The sequence below is a fragment of the Bradyrhizobium sp. genome, from assembly GCF_035309285.1.
In the GTDB taxonomy this organism is placed as follows: domain Bacteria; phylum Pseudomonadota; class Alphaproteobacteria; order Rhizobiales; family Xanthobacteraceae; genus Bradyrhizobium.
In genome coordinates this window covers 44,330-61,125 of the sequence record NZ_DATGFH010000034.1, presented here as the reverse complement: position 1 = coordinate 61,125, position 16,796 = coordinate 44,330, and the positions used below count along the sequence as shown (strand labels likewise).

At 64.4% G+C, this 16,796-nt stretch carries 16 protein-coding genes; 5 read left to right on the top strand and 11 right to left on the bottom strand.

Annotation, left to right across the window (positions count from 1 at the left end; all coding sequences use genetic code 11):
• Positions 1 to 72 precede the first annotated feature (72 nt).
• A complete protein-coding gene (locus VKR55_RS07765; RefSeq protein ID WP_324401456.1) occupies positions 73 to 678 on the top strand; it encodes an LOG family protein in 606 nt (201 codons plus the stop codon).
• 242 nt (positions 679 to 920) lie between these two features.
• On the top strand, positions 921 to 2,696 hold the full coding sequence (locus tag VKR55_RS07760) for a CYTH and CHAD domain-containing protein (RefSeq protein ID WP_414642319.1): 1,776 nt from the start codon (positions 921 to 923) through the stop codon (positions 2,694 to 2,696).
• A 17-nt stretch (positions 2,697 to 2,713) separates the two neighbouring features.
• On the opposite strand, the gene VKR55_RS07755 is transcribed toward VKR55_RS07760, so the two are convergent.
• From VKR55_RS07755 to cysS, 4 genes are all read right to left on the bottom strand, one after another.
• Complete coding sequence (locus tag VKR55_RS07755; protein WP_324401436.1) at positions 2,714 to 3,091, bottom strand: VOC family protein; 378 nt, start codon at positions 3,089 to 3,091, stop codon at positions 2,714 to 2,716.
• A gap of 105 nt (positions 3,092 to 3,196) precedes the next feature.
• Positions 3,197 to 4,795 (bottom strand): citramalate synthase, encoded by a 1,599-nt coding sequence (gene cimA / locus VKR55_RS07750; protein WP_324401434.1) that lies wholly within the window; start codon positions 4,793 to 4,795, stop codon positions 3,197 to 3,199.
• Positions 4,792 to 5,289 carry a GNAT family N-acetyltransferase gene (locus VKR55_RS07745; protein WP_324401433.1) on the bottom strand — a complete coding sequence of 166 codons (498 nt, stop codon included), beginning with the start codon at positions 5,287 to 5,289 and terminating at the stop codon, positions 4,792 to 4,794. The genes cimA and VKR55_RS07745 overlap by 4 nt, the downstream gene beginning before the upstream one ends.
• Positions 5,289 to 6,674 (bottom strand): cysteine--tRNA ligase, encoded by a 1,386-nt coding sequence (gene cysS / locus VKR55_RS07740; protein WP_324401432.1) that lies wholly within the window; start codon positions 6,672 to 6,674, stop codon positions 5,289 to 5,291. Before cysS ends, VKR55_RS07745 begins: the two co-directional genes overlap by 1 nt.
• Before the next feature lie 281 nt (positions 6,675 to 6,955).
• Between cysS and VKR55_RS07735 the strand changes: the two genes are divergently transcribed.
• Positions 6,956 to 7,261: a hypothetical protein gene (locus VKR55_RS07735; RefSeq protein WP_324401430.1), complete on the top strand. Its 306-nt coding sequence runs from the start codon at positions 6,956 to 6,958 to the stop codon at positions 7,259 to 7,261.
• Between the two features lie 115 nt (positions 7,262 to 7,376).
• A complete protein-coding gene (locus tag VKR55_RS07730; protein ID WP_324401428.1) occupies positions 7,377 to 8,606 on the top strand; it encodes a DUF2865 domain-containing protein in 1,230 nt (409 codons plus the stop codon).
• A gap of 70 nt (positions 8,607 to 8,676) precedes the next feature.
• On the opposite strand, the gene VKR55_RS07725 is transcribed toward VKR55_RS07730, so the two are convergent.
• Genes VKR55_RS07725 through VKR55_RS07715 form a run of 3 tightly spaced genes read right to left on the bottom strand, consistent with a single transcriptional unit; the run spans position 8,677 to position 12,223 of the window.
• Positions 8,677 to 10,434, bottom strand: a complete 1,758-nt coding sequence (locus tag VKR55_RS07725) for an NAD+ synthase (protein WP_324401426.1) — start codon at positions 10,432 to 10,434, stop codon at positions 8,677 to 8,679.
• A 45-nt stretch (positions 10,435 to 10,479) separates the two neighbouring features.
• Positions 10,480 to 10,833 carry a diacylglycerol kinase gene (locus tag VKR55_RS07720; protein WP_324401425.1) on the bottom strand — a complete coding sequence of 118 codons (354 nt, stop codon included), beginning with the start codon at positions 10,831 to 10,833 and terminating at the stop codon, positions 10,480 to 10,482.
• A gap of 1 nt (position 10,834) precedes the next feature.
• Positions 10,835 to 12,223, bottom strand: coding sequence for a class II 3-deoxy-7-phosphoheptulonate synthase (locus VKR55_RS07715; RefSeq protein ID WP_324401422.1), 1,389 nt, complete (start codon positions 12,221 to 12,223; stop codon positions 10,835 to 10,837).
• 210 nt (positions 12,224 to 12,433) lie between these two features.
• Here VKR55_RS07715 and VKR55_RS07710 point away from each other — a divergent pair, with 210 nt between their 5' ends.
• A complete protein-coding gene (locus VKR55_RS07710; RefSeq protein ID WP_324401420.1) occupies positions 12,434 to 13,336 on the top strand; it encodes an alpha/beta hydrolase family protein in 903 nt (300 codons plus the stop codon).
• 32 nt (positions 13,337 to 13,368) lie between these two features.
• Here the strand turns inward: VKR55_RS07710 and VKR55_RS07705 are convergent, their stop codons facing one another.
• The 4 genes from VKR55_RS07705 to VKR55_RS07690 all read right to left on the bottom strand — a co-directional run bounded on the left by VKR55_RS07705 (position 13,369) and on the right by VKR55_RS07690 (position 16,759).
• Complete coding sequence (locus tag VKR55_RS07705) at positions 13,369 to 13,761, bottom strand: EF-hand domain-containing protein (protein WP_324401418.1); 393 nt, start codon at positions 13,759 to 13,761, stop codon at positions 13,369 to 13,371.
• Positions 13,762 to 14,227: 466 nt separating this feature from the next.
• The gene (locus tag VKR55_RS07700; RefSeq protein ID WP_324401416.1) at positions 14,228 to 15,022 is read right to left on the bottom strand and encodes a lytic murein transglycosylase; all 795 of its coding nucleotides are present in this window, start codon (positions 15,020 to 15,022) and stop codon (positions 14,228 to 14,230) included.
• Between the two features lie 50 nt (positions 15,023 to 15,072).
• Entirely contained in the window at positions 15,073 to 15,300 is a 228-nt protein-coding gene (locus VKR55_RS07695) for a GCG_CRPN prefix-to-repeats domain-containing protein (RefSeq protein ID WP_324401414.1), read from the bottom strand.
• Positions 15,301 to 15,427: 127 nt separating this feature from the next.
• Entirely contained in the window at positions 15,428 to 16,759 is a 1,332-nt protein-coding gene (locus tag VKR55_RS07690; RefSeq protein ID WP_414642318.1) for a BCD family MFS transporter, read from the bottom strand.
• Positions 16,760 to 16,796: the final 37 nt, after the last annotated feature.

Below are 16,796 nucleotides of genomic sequence, written 5' to 3'. Positions count from 1 at the left end.
AGGACAATTCAACCGCTTCCAGGAAGCACAACCGGCTTGACGCCCTTTACGCTGCAGTGCCACATGACCCGCATGGACAAGATCAGGACTGTCTGCGCTTATTGTGGCTCCGGCCCCGGCAACAACCCCCGCTTTATCGAAGCCGCTTCCGTGTTCGGAAGGATGCTCGCCGAGAACGGCATTCGCCTCGTCTATGGTGGCGGCTCGACGGGCATGATGGGCGCCATCGCGAACGGCGTGCTTGATCATGGCGGCAGTGTCACCGGCATCATTCCGGAGTTTCTGAACTCGCGGGAACGGATGCTGACGCGCGTGCAGGAGTTGATCGTCACGCCCGACATGCACGAGCGCAAGCGGCTGATGTTCGAGCGCTCGGATGCATTCGTCGCACTGCCCGGCGGCATCGGCACATTGGAAGAGCTGGTCGAGCAGTTGACCTGGCAGCAACTCGGCCGGCACTCCAAGCCGGTGCTGCTTGCCAACATCGACGGCTTCTGGGAGCCGCTGCTTGTCCTGCTCATGCATATGCGCGCGACCCAGTTCATCCGGCCGGGATTTCCCGTCGACGTGCTGAAGGCCGAACGCGTCGAGGATATTCTGCCGCGACTGCGCGCCGCGGTATCGCTGGTTCCCGAAGAAGCGATGCAAATGGCGCCGGAAATCGCGCGACGGCTCTGACCCGCCTGCCTATCCTTCAGCGCACCTCTCCCGACGCGGGCCGACCCTGGCGCGGAGAAGCCGGCATCACCTTGGTTTGTCAAATCTTTTTGGACGAATTGGGGACCGCGATATTGGCGGCGGCGCGAAAGAATCCACTGCAGCCCGCGATTATCCCGTCAGTGTGACCTTATCGTCTCTTCCTTTTGGCACGAGCCAGCTATACGTTATCAAAACGTCGTTCAACTGTCACATAAGCTTCAATGTCGGAAACGGCTGCATTACGACGCAGCAGCGAAACTGCGCGTACCGCTGCGGGCCTCAAGGGCAAGACCAACCCGTCGGCGGACAGGAAGGCAACCGAGCAATGCCTCGATTCCGCTTTCGCGCACGAGGCTTCTGAACGTCGTCTCCACGACACAGGCTCGGCCGAAACCGAAGCATCTCAAGCAACACCATCTGCCGGCGCGGAAGGCGCCGCGCCTCAGCGTGGCGCGCAACAGGGCAGCGAGCTCGAACTCAAATTGCTCGTGGATCCTGAGCTTCTTGCGGATTTCAACAACGCGCCTGTGATCGCGACCAATGCACGCAACAAGGGCTCGCGAAAGCACCTCAAGGCCACCTATTACGATACGCCCGAGCGGACACTGTGGCGTAATCGATTGAGCTTCAGGGTTCGCCAGACCGGCTCGCGCTTCACGCAGACCGTGAAGGCCGAGACCGGAGATGACCCGCTGCGGCGCGGCGAATGGGAGGCCAGCGTCCCCTCGATGGCGCCCGACCTTGCGCTGGCGATGCCGATCATCCCAGCCAAGCTTCGTTCCGATCTCGAGACGCAGAAGCTGGAGCCGGTTTTTGTTACGGACATACGCCGCCATCAGCGCGTCATCGATCTGCCGTCCGGCACGGTGGATGTCGCGCTCGACCGTGGCACGCTGAAGGCGGGCGATCGGTCGGCGCCGGTGAACGAGATCGAGCTGGAGCTCAAGAGCGGCAGCGCTTCCGCCATCTGGGAGCTCGCGCTGCAACTGGCCGAACACGGGTCCGTAAAACCCTCGATCCGCAGCAAGTCCGCGCGGGGATTTGATCTTGCGGCCGACCTGCCCCCCGCCGCGAGAAAGCCCCGAAAGCTTCACCTCGAGCCGTCGATCGCTCTCGACGACGCGTTTGCGACGATCCTCCGCTGCTGTTTTCAGCATCTTCTTGAATCGATGCCGGCCGCCGAGGATGGCCGCGATTCCGAAGGCGTTCATCAGCTGCGCGTCTCACTGCGCCGCCTGCGAAGCGCGTTCGACCTGATGAAATCGGCGGGCACCTGGAGCAAACTCGAAGCGCTGCGATCGGAAGCGCGCTGGTTCACGCAAAACCTTTCGGCTGCACGCGATTGGGACATTTTCCGGAGCAGCACCTTGCCCACCATCGCCAAGGCCTGTCCATCCATCGCGGGCTTCGATGCCCTGGCGCAGCTCGCGGAGGGGCGCCGATCGGCCGCTTACGACACTGTCCGTCAGGTGCTCGCCGACCCCCGCTGCGCGCGCTTCGTGATAGAGCTCGGCGGCTGGATCGAAGCACGCGGCTGGCGCAGCGACGTGCCGCCGGAAAATCTCACGCAGTTGGCCGAGCCTGCTATCAAATTCGCCGGACGCCTGCTCACGGAGCGGCATATGAAGGCGCTGAAGCGTGGCCGCCACTTCAAATCCCTCGGCACCGAAGAGCGGCACCGCTTGAGGCTTGCCATCAAGAAGCTGCGCTATGCCGTTGATTTCCTGCTGCCGATGTACGGACATCGCAAACCCATCCGGCGGTTCTTTGCCAGGCTCGCCGACCTGCAGGAGGAGCTCGGTTCCTACAACGACATGGCGACGACGAGCGCGCTGCTCGCCGGGCTGAACGCCGATGCCTCCGACGGCGGGACTGCGGCAGCCGCGATCGCCGGCTGGCAAGCGCATGCGATGGTCGGCGCCGAACGGCGATTGCGCGAGGCGTGGTCGGACTTTACCAAGGTGAAGGCCCCGTGGCCTGATGAAGCCGCGGGCTGACTTCGCATCAAGCGCCGCTAGCCTTGCGGGAACGTCACCGCCTCGATGCGGTTGCCGTCGGGATCGAGCACGAAGGCCGCGTAGTATCTGACGCGCTCATGCGGCCGCAGGCCCGGCGGCCCGTCCGAGATGCCGCCGTTATCGACCGCCGCCGCATGGAACGCATCGATCTCTGCCGTCGTTCTGGCGCGCAGGCAGATATGCGTGCCGCTCTCGTGCGGCACCTTGCGCATGTCGTTGCGCAGGTTGATCCAGAACTCCGGATAGGCCTTGCCGAACCCAACCGTTCCAGGCCGTGTTACCAGGCGTGAAAGGCCAAGCGCCGCGAGCGCCGCTTCATAAAAGCGCGCCGCGCGATCGAGATCGGCGACACCAACGGAAACATGATCGATCATTTTCCCTTCCTTGTCATTCCGGGGCGGTCCGCAGGACCGAACCCGGAATCTCGAGGTTCCGGGTTCGATGCTTTGCATCGCCCCGGAATGACGTTGTTGTTACTCTCAAGCCGGCGCCCCTGATCTAACAAGCTTGTAGATCACCGAATCCATCAGCGCCTGGAACGATGCGTCGATGATGTTCGGCGACACGCCGACCGTGGTCCAGTGCTCGCCAGCCTCGTCCTCGCTCTCGATCAGGACGCGCGTCACCGCGCCCGTGCCGCCATTGAGGATACGGACGCGATAGTCGGTGAGCTTCAGCCCCTCGATATATTTCTGGTACTTGCCGAGATCCTTGCGCAGCGCAACGTCGAGCGCGTTCACCGGGCCATTGCCCTCGGCGGCCGAGATCAGGTGCTCGCCGGCGACGTCGACCTTCACCACCGCAAGCGCCACCGTGACGAGCTGGCCGTTGGCGTTGTAGCGCTGCTCGACATTGACGTCGAACTGCTCGACGCGGAAATATTCCGGCACCCGTCCGAGCGTGCGGCGCGCCAGAAGCTCGAACGAGGCATTGGCGGACTCATAGGCAAAGCCCTGCGCCTCACGCTCCTTCAGCTCGTCGACCAGCCGCGACAGTTTTGGATCGCTCTTGTCATAGGCAACGCCGGCGCGCTCGAGCTCGGCAATGACGTTGGAACGGCCGGCCTGGTCGGACACCAGCACCTTGCGATGATTGCCGACGGATTCCGGCGCCACATGCTCGTAGGTCTGCGGGTCCTTCATCACAGCGGAGGCGTGGATGCCGGTCTTGGTGACGAAGGCGCTTTCACCGACGTAAGCCGCGTGCCGGTTCGGCGCGCGATTGAGCATGTCATCCAGCGTTCGCGACACCTTCACGAGACCAGCGAGCTTGGCGTCCGGCACACCGATCTCGAAATGATCGGCGAACTCGCGCTTCAGCTTCAAGGTCGGGATCAGCGAGCAGAGATTGGCATTGCCGCAGCGCTCGCCGAGACCATTCAGCGCGCCCTGGATCTGCCGCGCGCCCGCGCGCACCGCTGCGAGTGAATTGGCGACCGCCTGCTCGGTGTCGTTATGGGCATGGATGCCGACATGGCTGCCGGGAATGTGTTTTGTGACTTCCGTGACGATGCTCTCGACCTCGTGCGGCATGGTGCCGCCATTGGTGTCGCACAGCACGACCCAGCGCGCGCCGGATTCGTAGGCCGCTTTCGCGCAGGCCAGCGCGAACGCCGCATTCTCCTTGTAGCCGTCGAAGAAATGCTCGCAGTCGAGCATCACCTCGCGGCCGGCCTTTTTTGCCGCCGTCACGCTGTCGCGGATGGAGGCGAGGTTCTCCTCGTTCGTGGTCTCGAGGGCAACGCGCACCTGATAGGCCGAGGACTTTGCGACAAAGCAGATCGCATCCGCCTTGGCTTCGAGCAGCCCGGCCACGCCAGGATCGTTGGAGACGGAGCGGCCCGCGCGCCGCGTCATGCCGAAGGCGGTGAAGCGCGCGTGATGGAGCTTCGGCTTCTCGGCGAAGAACTCGGTGTCCAGCGGATTGGCGCCGGGATAGCCGCCCTCGACATAATCGATGCCGAGATCATCGAGCATGCCGGCGATGACCTGCTTGTCGGCCAGCGTGAAGTCGACGCCGTTGGTCTGCGCGCCGTCGCGCAAGGTGGTGTCGAAGAGATAGACGCGCTCGCGACTCATGGCTGCCCCCCGTCTTGCAGCGTCTTCTGCATCGTGGTGTTGGTGAGCCATTCGCCGTTGACGGTGACGCTGTTGCGCTGCTTCGCAGCATAGCCGCGCTTCCTGAAGAAATCCTGCGCGTTGTCGCTGGCATCGACTGTAAGACTCGTCGCGCCGCGGCCGCCGGCGAGCTTCTCCAGCGCGTCACACAGCGCCGACGCCACGCCCCGGCCTGCTGCGCTCGGATGCACATACAGCATGTCGATGTGATCCTTGCCCTTGAGCGAGGCGAAGCCGACCGGCGCATTGTTCAAGCTTGCGATCAGCGTCAATTCGCCGGCGAGCTTCTTGCCAAATTCTTCCTCGTCATCGGCGACCGCTGCCCAGGCCTCCTGCTGATCGCTGCTATAGTCGTCGCCGGTCAATTCCTCGATCGCGGCGGTGAAGATCGCAGCGAGCACCGGAGTATCCGCCGGCAGGAACGGCCGCAGCGCGGGAGTATTGGGGCCGCTCATCAGGCCATCTCCCACGTCGTCACCGGTTTGCCCTCGGCATCCTTGCCGTCCTTCAATACGACGCCCATCGCGGCGAGTTCGTCGCGAATGCGATCGGACTCCTTGAAATCCTTGCGCGCACGGGCGGCGGCGCGGTCGGCGATCAGGGCATTGACGCGATCGGCGTCGACGCCGCTTGCCGTTTGCCTGCGTCCCTCCCATTGCGCATTGCTCTCGGACAAGAATCCGAGAAAGCGCAGCGAGGCCGCGAGCGCGCCTGTATCGCTGTTCCGCAGGCCATGCAGGGCAGCGAGCATCTGCGCGGTGTTGAGATCGTCGGCCAGCGCTTCCAACACGGAAGCCGCGGGCTTACCGCTCCGGACATCCGCGCTCGCGCGATACCAGTCGTCGAGCGTCCTGGCGCTCTCCTCGACGCTCTTCAGCGTCCAGTCGATCGGCGAGCGATAATGCGTCTTCAGCATGGTGAGGCGCAGCACCTCGCCCGGCCAATCGGCGAGAAGCTCGTGGATCGTGAAGAAGTTGCCGAGGCTCTTCGACATCTTCTCGCCCTCGACCTCGAGGAAGCCGTTGTGCATCCAGTAGTTGGCCATCGTGGGCGTGCCATGCGCGCAGCGCGACTGCGCGATCTCGTTCTCATGGTGGGGAAAGATCAGGTCGACGCCGCCGCCATGAATGTCAAAGACGTTGCCAAGATAGGCGGCGCTCATGGCCGAGCACTCGATGTGCCAGCCCGGACGGCCCCTGCCCCATGGGCTTTCCCAGCCCGGCTCGTTTTCGGTTGACTGCTTCCAAAGCACGAAATCGGCCGGATTTCTCTTGTGGGCTTCGACGGCGACGCGCGCGCCGGCAAGCTGCTCGTCGAGCTTGCGGCCCGACAGCGCGCCATAGTCCGGCATCGACTGGGTATCGAACAGCACCTCGCCGCCGGCTTCATAGGCGTGTCCGCGCGCGATCAATTGCCGGATCAGCGTCACCATGTCCGCCTTGCCGTCGGCGCGCGGCAACACGAAATCGGTGGCGCGCGGCTCGAAGGTCGGCAGCAAGCATCCCAATGCGGTGACATCGGCGTGGAACTGCGAAGCAGTCTTCTCGGTGACCTTGCGGATTGCCTCGTTCAGCGGCAGGCCCGGAAAATCCCGCGCGGCGCGGTCGTTGATCTTGTCGTCGACGTCGGTGATGTTGCGGACATAGGTGACGTGCTCCGCGCCATAGCGATGGCGCAGCAGCCGAAACAGCACGTCGAACACGATCACCGGGCGCGCGTTGCCGATATGGGCGAAGTCGTAGACTGTCGGCCCGCAGACATACATGCGCACGTTGTTCGGATCGAGCGGCACAAAGGGCCGCTTTTCCCGCGTCAGCGTATCGTAAAGGCGCAATTCCATGGATCACCCGTTCCCGCTAGCCGGGCGTCCAGTGATCTCAATGTTTTGAGAAAAGACGGCCTCAGCCAGCTCGTCGCTAGCTCGTAATCTCGCAAATGCTGCAAATGGCGAGGAAACCGTTCATGGCGGGCACCATGCGGCAAGCTGACCCTCCCCGTCAAGGTCGCATCCCCACGAAAAAGCCGCTTTCGACCCCAAGTAAGGCCTCCGCCATGGTTAATCATTATTAACCAATTGAGTTTATTCGTAATGCCTGCCGTCCTCTCATTCCCTGGTGATTCATGCGATTGCTCCCAGCGCTTTTGGCCGGCGCACTGCTCGCCTCTGCAACGGCGGCATCGGCCGAGACCCGCGTCTTCATCGTCGCCAACCATGCCGATGGCTATGGCATCGACCAGTGCCTGGCCAAAGGCGATAAGTGCGGCGCGCATGCGGCCCGCTCCTATTGCCAATCACGGAATTTTGCGCAGGCCTCCTCCTATCGTCGCGTCGATCCGGACGAAATTACCGGTTCGGTGCCGAAAGACGGCGCCAATTGCCGGCATGGCGGCTGCGACGGATACGTCGCGATCACCTGCCAGCGGTAACGGCAAGGTTCCTGCCACACCCGCGCCGCGGAAACGACGTGACGCTGCCTCCAGAAGCGGCTATGGGAGGCAGCCGCGGCCCATAGGGCATGCGCGGTTTCCCTGATGGCCGGATATGCCTAAGACATTGACCGTTTTTCCCTCCGGACGAATCCTGGCGTGCGCCGTGCTGCTTGGTGCTTTTGTGCTGAGCTCGAGCGCGTCAGCGCAGATGTATCCGCCCGCGCAGCAGCCGCCGCCTCCCGGCCTTCCGCCGCAAGGCGCACCGCCAATGCAAGGCGCTCCGCCGCCCGTCAATCCGGTTTGCCCGCGGCTTGAAACGCAGCTTGCGACGATCGACCGCGGCGGCAGCACCGATCCCGCGACGGACGATCAGATCCGCCGCTATCAGGACGCCCAGGCCCAGCAGCAGGCCGAACTCGATCGCGTCACCATGCAGGCCAAGCGCATGGGCTGCGACTCTACCGGCTTCTTCTCGCTGTTCACGGGGCAGTCGGCGCGGTGCGGCCCGGTCAATACGCGCATCCAGCAGATGCGGGCGAATCTCGACCAGATCACCAACAATCTCGAGCGCTTGCGCGCGGGTGGTGGCGGCTTCGGCGGCCCGGATCGCGACAGCCAGCGCCGCTCGGTCCTGATCGCGCTCGCGCAGAACAATTGCGGCCCGCAATATGCAAACGCGGCCGCCGCCGCGGCGCCTGCTGGCCCCGGCAGCTTCTTCAACAATCTGTTCGGCGGCAACAATAACAACAACAGCAATCCCGGGGCGCCGGGCACGCCCGGCATCGACGATTCCAGCACCTACCGCACCGTTTGCGTGCGCACCTGCGACGGCGGCTATTTCCCGATCTCCTTTGCCACCCCGCCCTCGCGGTTCGCCGACGATGAGAGGACCTGCAAGGCCCAGTGCCCGGCAACGGAGGCCGAACTCTACGCCTATCGCAATCCCGGCGAGGACATCAACCAGGCGGTCTCGATCAACGGCCAGCCGTATACGGCGCTGCCGAACGCGTTTAAATTCCGCACCGAGTTCAATCCGTCCTGTGCCTGCAAGGCGCCGGGGCAGACCTGGGCGGACGCGCTGAAATCGGTCGACGACAAGGCCGACGCCGCGCAACAGGGCGACATCATCGTCACCGAAGAGAGCGCGAAGAAGATGCAGCAACGCGCCCAGCAGCTTCCGAAGGGCAAGAAGGGCGCTCCGACTCCCGCGCAAGCCGGCACACCCGCCACCAACCCCTCCACGCCGCCCGCCAACACGACGGCCTCCTCATCCGACAAGTCGATCCGCACAGTCGGCCCGAAATTCCTGCAGGACAATCAGGGACCGTCGATCCCGCGCTGAATTTCACCTCTCCCATAGGGAGAGGTGAACCGAATTCGCGGCAGCCTAGTTCAATCAAGCTCATCCCGCCTTAACCCTCGAAGGCGTCCGCTGAGGCCCGCGCTGCGCGCGACAGCAGGGTCTCGTCCGGCTCGGGCAAGGGCTTTCCACTATCGCGAAAACGATTGGTGATGGGATAGCGGCGGTCGCGACCGAAATTGCGGCTCGTCACCTTTACGCCGGGTGCGGCCTGCCGGCGCTTGTACTCGGCGATGGTGAGGAGGCGGTCGACGCGCGCGACCACGTCGCGATCGAAACCGGCGGCAACGATCGAGGCCAGCGGCTCCTCGCGCTCGACCAGCCGCTCGAGGATGGCGTCGAGCACGTCATAGGGCGGCAGCGAATCCTGGTCGGTCTGGTTCTCTCGCAACTCCGCCGTCGGCGGCCGCGTGATGATACTGGGCGGAATCACCTCACCCGACGGGCCGAGCGCGCCGTCAGGCTTCCAGGAATTGCGCAAGGACGACAGGCGGAACACTTCGGTCTTGTAGATGTCCTTGATCGGGTTGAAGCCGCCGTTCATGTCGCCATAGAGCGTGGCGTAGCCGACCGACATTTCCGACTTGTTGCCGGTCGTGACCACCATCGCGCCGGTCTTGTTGGAGAGCGCCATCAGCAACGTGCCGCGGGTGCGGGCCTGTAGATTCTCTTCGGTGATGTCGCGCGGCAGCCCCGCGAATGGACCGGACAGGATCTTCTCGAAGCCGTTCACGGCATCGGCGATCGGCAACACCTCGTAGCGGATGTCGAGATTCTTCGCGAGCTTTGCCGCATGGTCGAGCGAGACCTGCGCGGTATAGCGGAAAGGCAGCATCACGCCGCGGACCTGCTCCTTGCCGAGCGCGTCGACCGCAATCGCCGCACACAGCGCAGAGTCGATGCCGCCGGAGATGCCGAGCAGCACGCCCGGAAAACCGTTCTTGCGGACGTAGTCGCGCAGGCCGAGCACGCAGGCCGCGTAATCGGCCTTGTCGGCATCGAGCTCGGGTGCGCTCGGCCGATTGCAGCGCCAGCCGTCATTGCCTTTGGTCCAGCGCAAGGTGGTGATGGTCTCGACGAACGCCGGCAATTGCGCTGCGACGGACAGATCGCCGTTCAACGCGAAGGAAGCGCCGTCATAGACCACCTCGTCCTGGCCGCCGACCTGGTTCAGGTAGATCAAGGGCAGCCCGCTCTCGGTGACGCGGGCGACCGCGATCGAAAGACGAACGTCGATCTTGTCGCGGGCATAGGGCGAGCCGTTCGGCACGATGATGATTTCCGCGCCGGTCTCGGCCTGGCACTCGACGACGTTTTCGTAGTCTTCGGATTCCTCGACCCAGACATCCTCGCAAATGGGAACCCCGACGCGGACGCCGCGGATTGCGACCGGTCCCGCCGCCGGCCCGCGCGCGAACAGGCGCTTTTCATCGAACACGCCGTAGTTCGGCAAATTGGCCTTGTAGCGCAGTGCCGCGATACGCCCACCATCGAGCAGCGCGCAGGCGTTGTAGAGCTTGCCGTCATCGACCCAGGGCGTGCCGATCAGCATCGCCGGTCCGCCGTCAGCGGTGTCGCGGGCTAACCCTTCAATCGCCGTCCGGCAGGCCGCCTGGAACGCCGGTTTGAGCACCAGGTCTTCCGGCTGATAACCGGCGATAAACAGTTCCGACAGCACCACGAGATCGGCGCCGTCGGCCTTGGCGCGCGCGCGTGCGGCGCGGGCTTTGGCGGCGTTGCCCTCGACATCGCCCACGGTCGGATTGAGCTGGGCGAGCGTGATAAGGAATTCGTTGGCGCGTTCGGTCATAGCGCTAATGTTGCATCGCGGCGTCGCAACTTCAATCCGGCGGTTTCAGATCACGCCTATGCGCTCGGCGATGGCAAACAGCCAGAACGCACCCGCCATCAAGAGCGTCACCCCGACCGCCGCCGATCCCATGTCCTTCACCCGTCCGATCTGCGGATCGTGGTCGGTGGTGAGGCGATCGGCGAGCTTCTCGATCGCGGTATTGAGCAGCTCGACCACGAGAACGAGCGCCACCGCACAGATCAGCTCGATCCGGCGCATGATCGTCGCGCCGATCAGCCAGGCCGCGGGCAACGCGAGCAACAGCGCCACCAGTTCTTCGCGGATGGCCTGCTCCGAGCGGACCGCAAAGATCAGGCCGTTGCGCGAATTGACCGTGGCCCGCCAGAGTCGCTTCAACTCAGAAACCCGCTGCCGCCGGCACCGGCTTCACCTTGCCGCCCCGCTCCTGCTTGAGCAATTCCGCGATCAGGAACGCCATGTCGATCGACTGCTCAGCGTTCAGACGCGGGTCGCAGACCGTGTGATAGCGGTCGTTGAGATCCTCGTCCGTGATCGCGCGCGCGCCGCCGATGCATTCGGTGACATCCTTGCCGGTCATCTCCAGGTGGACGCCGCCGGGATGCGTTCCTTCCGCATTGTGGATCGCAAAGAAGCTCCTCACCTCCGACAGGAGGCGGTCGAAAGGCCGCGTCTTGTAGCCCGTCGTCGAGGTGATGGTGTTGCCGTGCATGGGATCGCACGACCACACCACCACGCGGCCCTCGCGCTTCACCGCGCGGATCAGCCCAGGCAGATGATCGCCGACCTTGTCCGCGCCGAAGCGGCTGATCAGCGTCAGCCGGCCCGGCTCGTTATCGGGATTGAGCACGTCGATCAGCTTCACGAGCTCGTCGCTCTTCAGCGACGGGCCGCATTTCAAGCCGATCGGATTCCTGATACCGCGGAAATATTCCACATGACCGTTCTCGAGCTGGCGGGTGCGGTCGCCGATCCAGATCATATGGCCCGAGGTCGCGTACCAGTCGCCGGTAGTGGAGTCGACCCGCGTCATGGCCTGCTCATAGCCCAGCAGGAGCGCCTCATGGCTGGTGTAGAAGTCGGTCGCGCGCAGTTCGGGGTGGCTTTCGAGATCGAGGCCGCAAGCGCGCATGAAATTGAGCGCGTCGGAGATGCGATCCGCCAGCTCCTTGTAGCGGCGGGACTGCGGGGAATCCTTGAGGAAGCCGAGCATCCACTGATGCACGCTGGCGAGATTGGCATAGCCGCCGGTTGCGAAGGCGCGGAGCAGGTTCAGCGTCGCGGCCGACTGCCGATAGGCCATGAGCTGGCGCTGCGGATCGGGGACGCGCGCCTCCCTGGTGAAGGCGATGTCGTTGACGATGTCGCCGCGATAGCTCGGCAGCTCGACGTCGTTCTGTTTCTCGGTCGGCGAGGAGCGCGGCTTGGCGAACTGGCCGGCGATGCGCCCGACCTTCACCACCGGCAGCGCTCCGGCATAGGTGAGCACCACCGCCATCTGCAAGAACACACGGAAAAAGTCGCGAATGTTGTTGGCGCCGTGCTCGGCAAAGCTCTCGGCGCAATCGCCGCCCTGCAGCAAAAACGCCTCACCCGCGGCAACCCGCGCCAGCGCCCTTTTCAGGTTGCGCGCCTCGCCCGCAAATACCAGCGGCGGAAAGGTGGCGAGCTGCGCCTCGACATCGGCCAACGCCTTCGCGTCAGGATAATCGGGGACCTGCAGCACCTTTTTGGCGCGCCAGCTATCGGGGCTCCAGCGCTCGGACATGACGTTAACTCCTGAGCAAAAACCGCTACTTATCGAAGGGAAACGGAAGCGTCGCGTTATACACAGGCTGTTCCGCAAGGGCTACCGGCATTTGCCCCGGCTGGAACCAGTCGGCTTCGAAAGCCGGCCAGAAGCTTACGACAAGCCCTTGCGGCAAAAGCCAAATTCGCATTTGTTAATGGAAAACATGAAGCTTTGGGGGAAAGCGCTGTGACGGAAGCCGCGCTGGATGACGTTTTCGCCGATGACATCACGATCCCGGCGGCCGACGGCTATTCGCTTGGCGCGACCCTGTTCCTGCCGCGCGGCGCCAAGCGCCATGCGGTGTTGATCTCTTCGGCGACCGCGGTGCCGCGCAAGATCTATCGCGGCTTTGCCGGCTATCTGGCGCACCGCGGCTGCGCCGTCCTCACCTATGACTACCGCGGCATTGGCGGCAGCCGGCAGTTGGCGCTGGAAGGCTACAACCGGCCGAAATCGCTTCGCGGCTTCACGGCGACGATGGCGGACTGGGCGGCCCTCGACGTCTCCGCCGCGGTGAGCTGGATGCGCGAGCGCTACCATAACCTGCCGCTGTTCTATGTCGGACACTCCTTCGGCGGCCAGGCGCTCGGCCTCGTCCCCAACAACAAGGAGATCTCGCGCGCGCTCCTGATCGCAGCCCAAGCGGCGTACTGGAAGCTGATGACCTCGCCCGAGCGCTATCGCGTCTACGCCCTGATGAATTTCATCGGCAGTCCGCTCACTCGCGCGCTCGGCTACATGCCGGGCTGGACCGGCGTCGGCGAGGATCTGCCGAAAGGCGTGTTCCTGCAATGGACGCAATGGGTGAGCAGCCCTCACTATATGTTTGACGACACCACGCTGACGGGCCTTGCCAACTTTGCCAAATACAAGGGCGCGGTGCGCGCGCTCTGCATCTCCGACGATCCCTGGGCGACGCGGCCGGCCGTTGAAATGATGTGCGCCGGCTTTGCCGCAACCAAGCCCGAGATCATCACGGTGGCGCCGGCCGATGTCGGCGCGGGCAAGATCGGGCATTTCGGATTCTTCCGTCCCGACCATCGCGACACGTTGTGGCGGGGTGCAGCCGAGTGGCTGCAGGCCGAGTGAGCCGCTTGCTCGTCAGACTGCCGCGGAGCCGATCATCTAGTCCCATGCATGAACGCTTGCATCTCCTCCAGCGTAAGCTTCCCATCCTTGTTGGTATCCATTGCCTTGAAGATCCGTTCGTGAGCCGTCTGGAATTCCTGCAATGAGATGGTCCCGTCACTATCAGTGTCAATCAGTGCGAATATGATACGCAACATAACCGGGGGCGGACCCATCACGCTCCCGCCCATCATGCCGCGACCCATCATGCCTCCCCCCATCATACCCCCGCGCCCCATCATGCCGGCCCCTTCCTGGCCCATGGGCTGGGGTTGCGCTTGTTGCTGAACTGGTTGGGGCGTCATTTGCCCCTGTGCAAGTGCACCACCAGCGCCATACGCCAGAATGACAGCAGCTATCGAAAGTCCCAGAACGCGCGTGTACATTTCCAACCTCCTCGAACGCATGCGCCCCAGTCCCACTAATTCCGCCCGATTGATATCGATCCTATTTCCTGGCTCTCGCACCAAAAGCGGGCTGAGCCGATCCACGCCGCGGAATGGCTGCAGACGGAATGAGGAGAGTTGCGACAGAAGCCGCATTTGCGCGTACATGACTATTCGCCATGACGCAGGAGATCGCGCCGTATCAGTGGCTTCGTCCCCCGGGGGAAGAGCATGGCCAGAAGCGCGTCGTTCAGGATTCCCATGCGCGTGCTCGCGCCTGGCTTCTCAGCCTGGCTATTGCTGGCGCAGCTTGCTCACGTCACTCTTTGCGCCCAACCGGTCGGCGACCAATCAAGGCCGCCGCCGACCGACGACGAGGTCGCGCAAAGGCTGATCGGCGGTGACAGCTATGCGCGAGAGCAGTTTGAGCGAGGCCGCGCGCCTCGCCCGGCACGAGCCTCAATGTCTAGCCGTCGATCTCGCGCCCCATGATGGCGATGGCTTTCTCGTAGACCTGCGCGGCGTTCCAGGCTTCGATCGCGGCGAAATTCGGCTCGCCCGGCTGGTAGCCGGCGCCGGCGCGCCAGCCATGGGCTTTGAGGAAATTCGCGGTCGAGGCGAGCGCGTTGGCGGCGACATCGAGATTGCCGGAGCCGTATTCCAAGAGGGTCTTCGGCAGGAACTGGGTCTGACCGATCTCGCCGTGCATGGACCCGCGCTGGGCCGGCGACAGCACGCCGCGGTCGATCAGCTTCAACGCGGCATAGAGCTGGTCGGTAAAGTATTCCGGACGGCGGCAATCATAGGCGAGCGTTGCAATCGACGACAGCATGTTCTGATTGCCGCGTTGGCTGCCGAAGCCGGTCTCCATCCCCCAGATCGCAATCAGTGGTCCCGGCGGCACGCCATAGCGCTGCTGTATCGAGGCGAACAGCGCCGCGTTTCTCTGCTTCAGCGAGCGCCCGCGCGCAACGATTGCGGCAGAACCGCGCTTGACCATGAACGCCTCGAGCGAAAGCTTGAAGCTGTGCAGGCTGCGGTCGGCGGCGATGGTGGCACTCGCATAGTTCGTCCCCATCAGCGCGGAAATCCCGGCCGCGCCGACGCCCTGCGTCCTCGCCTCCGGAGCAAACTGTTGCTTCCAGGCCTCGAATCCGCCTGGGCCATTACCGCACTGCGCGGCACGCACTTCGCTCCCCATCCACGACAGCGCAACAAGCGTTGCGCAGATGGAAGCGGCAAGTGGCCTCAACCTGATCATCCAAAACTCCTGTGGTCGATGCGCTCTCGCGGGATTGAGGTTCGTGCCCGTCAGTTCAGCGGCATGCACGCACCATGCGCCCACCGTGTGCCGTACGGGCACGGCGGCATGGGTCGACTTGGCACGGGACACTCGTTGCGAATCCGGCCCCAGCCGTCCGCGACGCACGCGCCGTAGAGCGTCATGTGACAGCCGGGACCGCAGCCGGCCTCGGCACCGGCGGCCCAAAAGACCGAGACCGCGCCCGCGAGCAGAATCGCCACCAGGAGCTTGCGCATGTCGTACCTCTTAAGCTGGGCGCACGGCGCCATGAAGGAACCAAAAGACCGACCCGAGTTTAGCCAACATATGCGAAAATGAGGAGAAGGTGCGGCCAAGACCCGTCGTTTTTGCCCCTCACGCCCCCTACTTGGCCACCCACGCCGCCTCCTCCTCCGCCGGCGCGCTCGCGATCACGGGCTTGCCGATCCAGATCGCCAGACCCGCCGCAAAGATGAACAGCGCTGCCTCGGCCGCAAAGACCATCGCGTAGGACAGCGACACCGACGGGAGCAGATGCCGCGCGGCGTCGCTTACGAGCGTGCCGAGGAAGCCGCCGGTACCGTACGAGACCGCCTGCGACGCACCCCACAGCCCCATCCGCGTGCCTTCGCGGTCGCGATGGCCGGCGCCGACCAGGTTCATCATCGCGCCGATGGCGGCGATGGAATAGATGCCGGTCGTGAGCCCGAGGAACAGGAACGAGGTACGGAGCGGCCAGCCGGGCCCGGCCGCGGCGGCGCACGCGATGTTGAAAAGCCCGAGCGCGCAGGCGAGGCAGCCGCCGACGATCCAGGGCGTGGTGCGCGTGCGCCAGGCCGGAATCAGCCGGTGCAGGAATGGCACCAGCACCATGCCGATCATGGTGCCGGTGTGCTGGAAGCCGGCAAGCCGCGTGGTCTCGCCGGGTGTCATGCCGTACACCGCGCCGGCGAACGGCTCGAGGATCAGGTCCGGTGCGCTATAGGCCAGCATCGAGATGAAGATGAAGATCGCAAAGCGGCGGGCCTGCTTCTCGCTCCAGATTTCAGCGAGCTCCTCGCGGAACGTGGCTTTCGGCGGCGCTGCCGCAGCCGGGCGCGCATCGGGCGATGCGCCCTCGCCTTCGATGTTCCAGATGCCGATGAAGGTGAGCACCAAGGCGATCACCGAGATCGTCGATGACACTGCAACCAGCCGCATCGGCGAAAACGGATCGAGCGCAAAGCCAGCCGCCGCCGTGGTGCCGATAAAACCCGTGACCATCATGGTCCAGGCGATCGAGGCGGCCGCACTGCGCCGCGCCGGCTCGGTGCGCTTGGCGAGCAGCACCAGAAGCGAGGTGCCGGCGGCGGACACGCCGATGCCGATCATGATGAAGGCAACGACCGCGAGCGCAATACCGAGCGCGAGCCGCGTCGCCATCAACGCCGTCGCGACCGCGGCGAGCGCCCCGCCCGCCGCATGCAAGATCATGCCGCCGACGATCCATGGCGTGCGGCGGCCGCCGAGATCGGAACCATAGCCGAGGCGCGGGCGCAGGAGCTGCATGGCGTAATGCAGGCCGACCAGAAGGCCCGGCAGCATCGACGGCAGCGCCAGCTCCACCACCATGACGCGATTCAGCGTCGCCATGGTGAGCACCGTCACCGAGCCGAGCGCGGTCTGCACCAGGCCGAGGCGGACAATGCCGAACCAGGAAAGCGGGGGGTTTTGCATCATGCTCGCGTGGCTGAACTCGCTCGTGCGCATGATG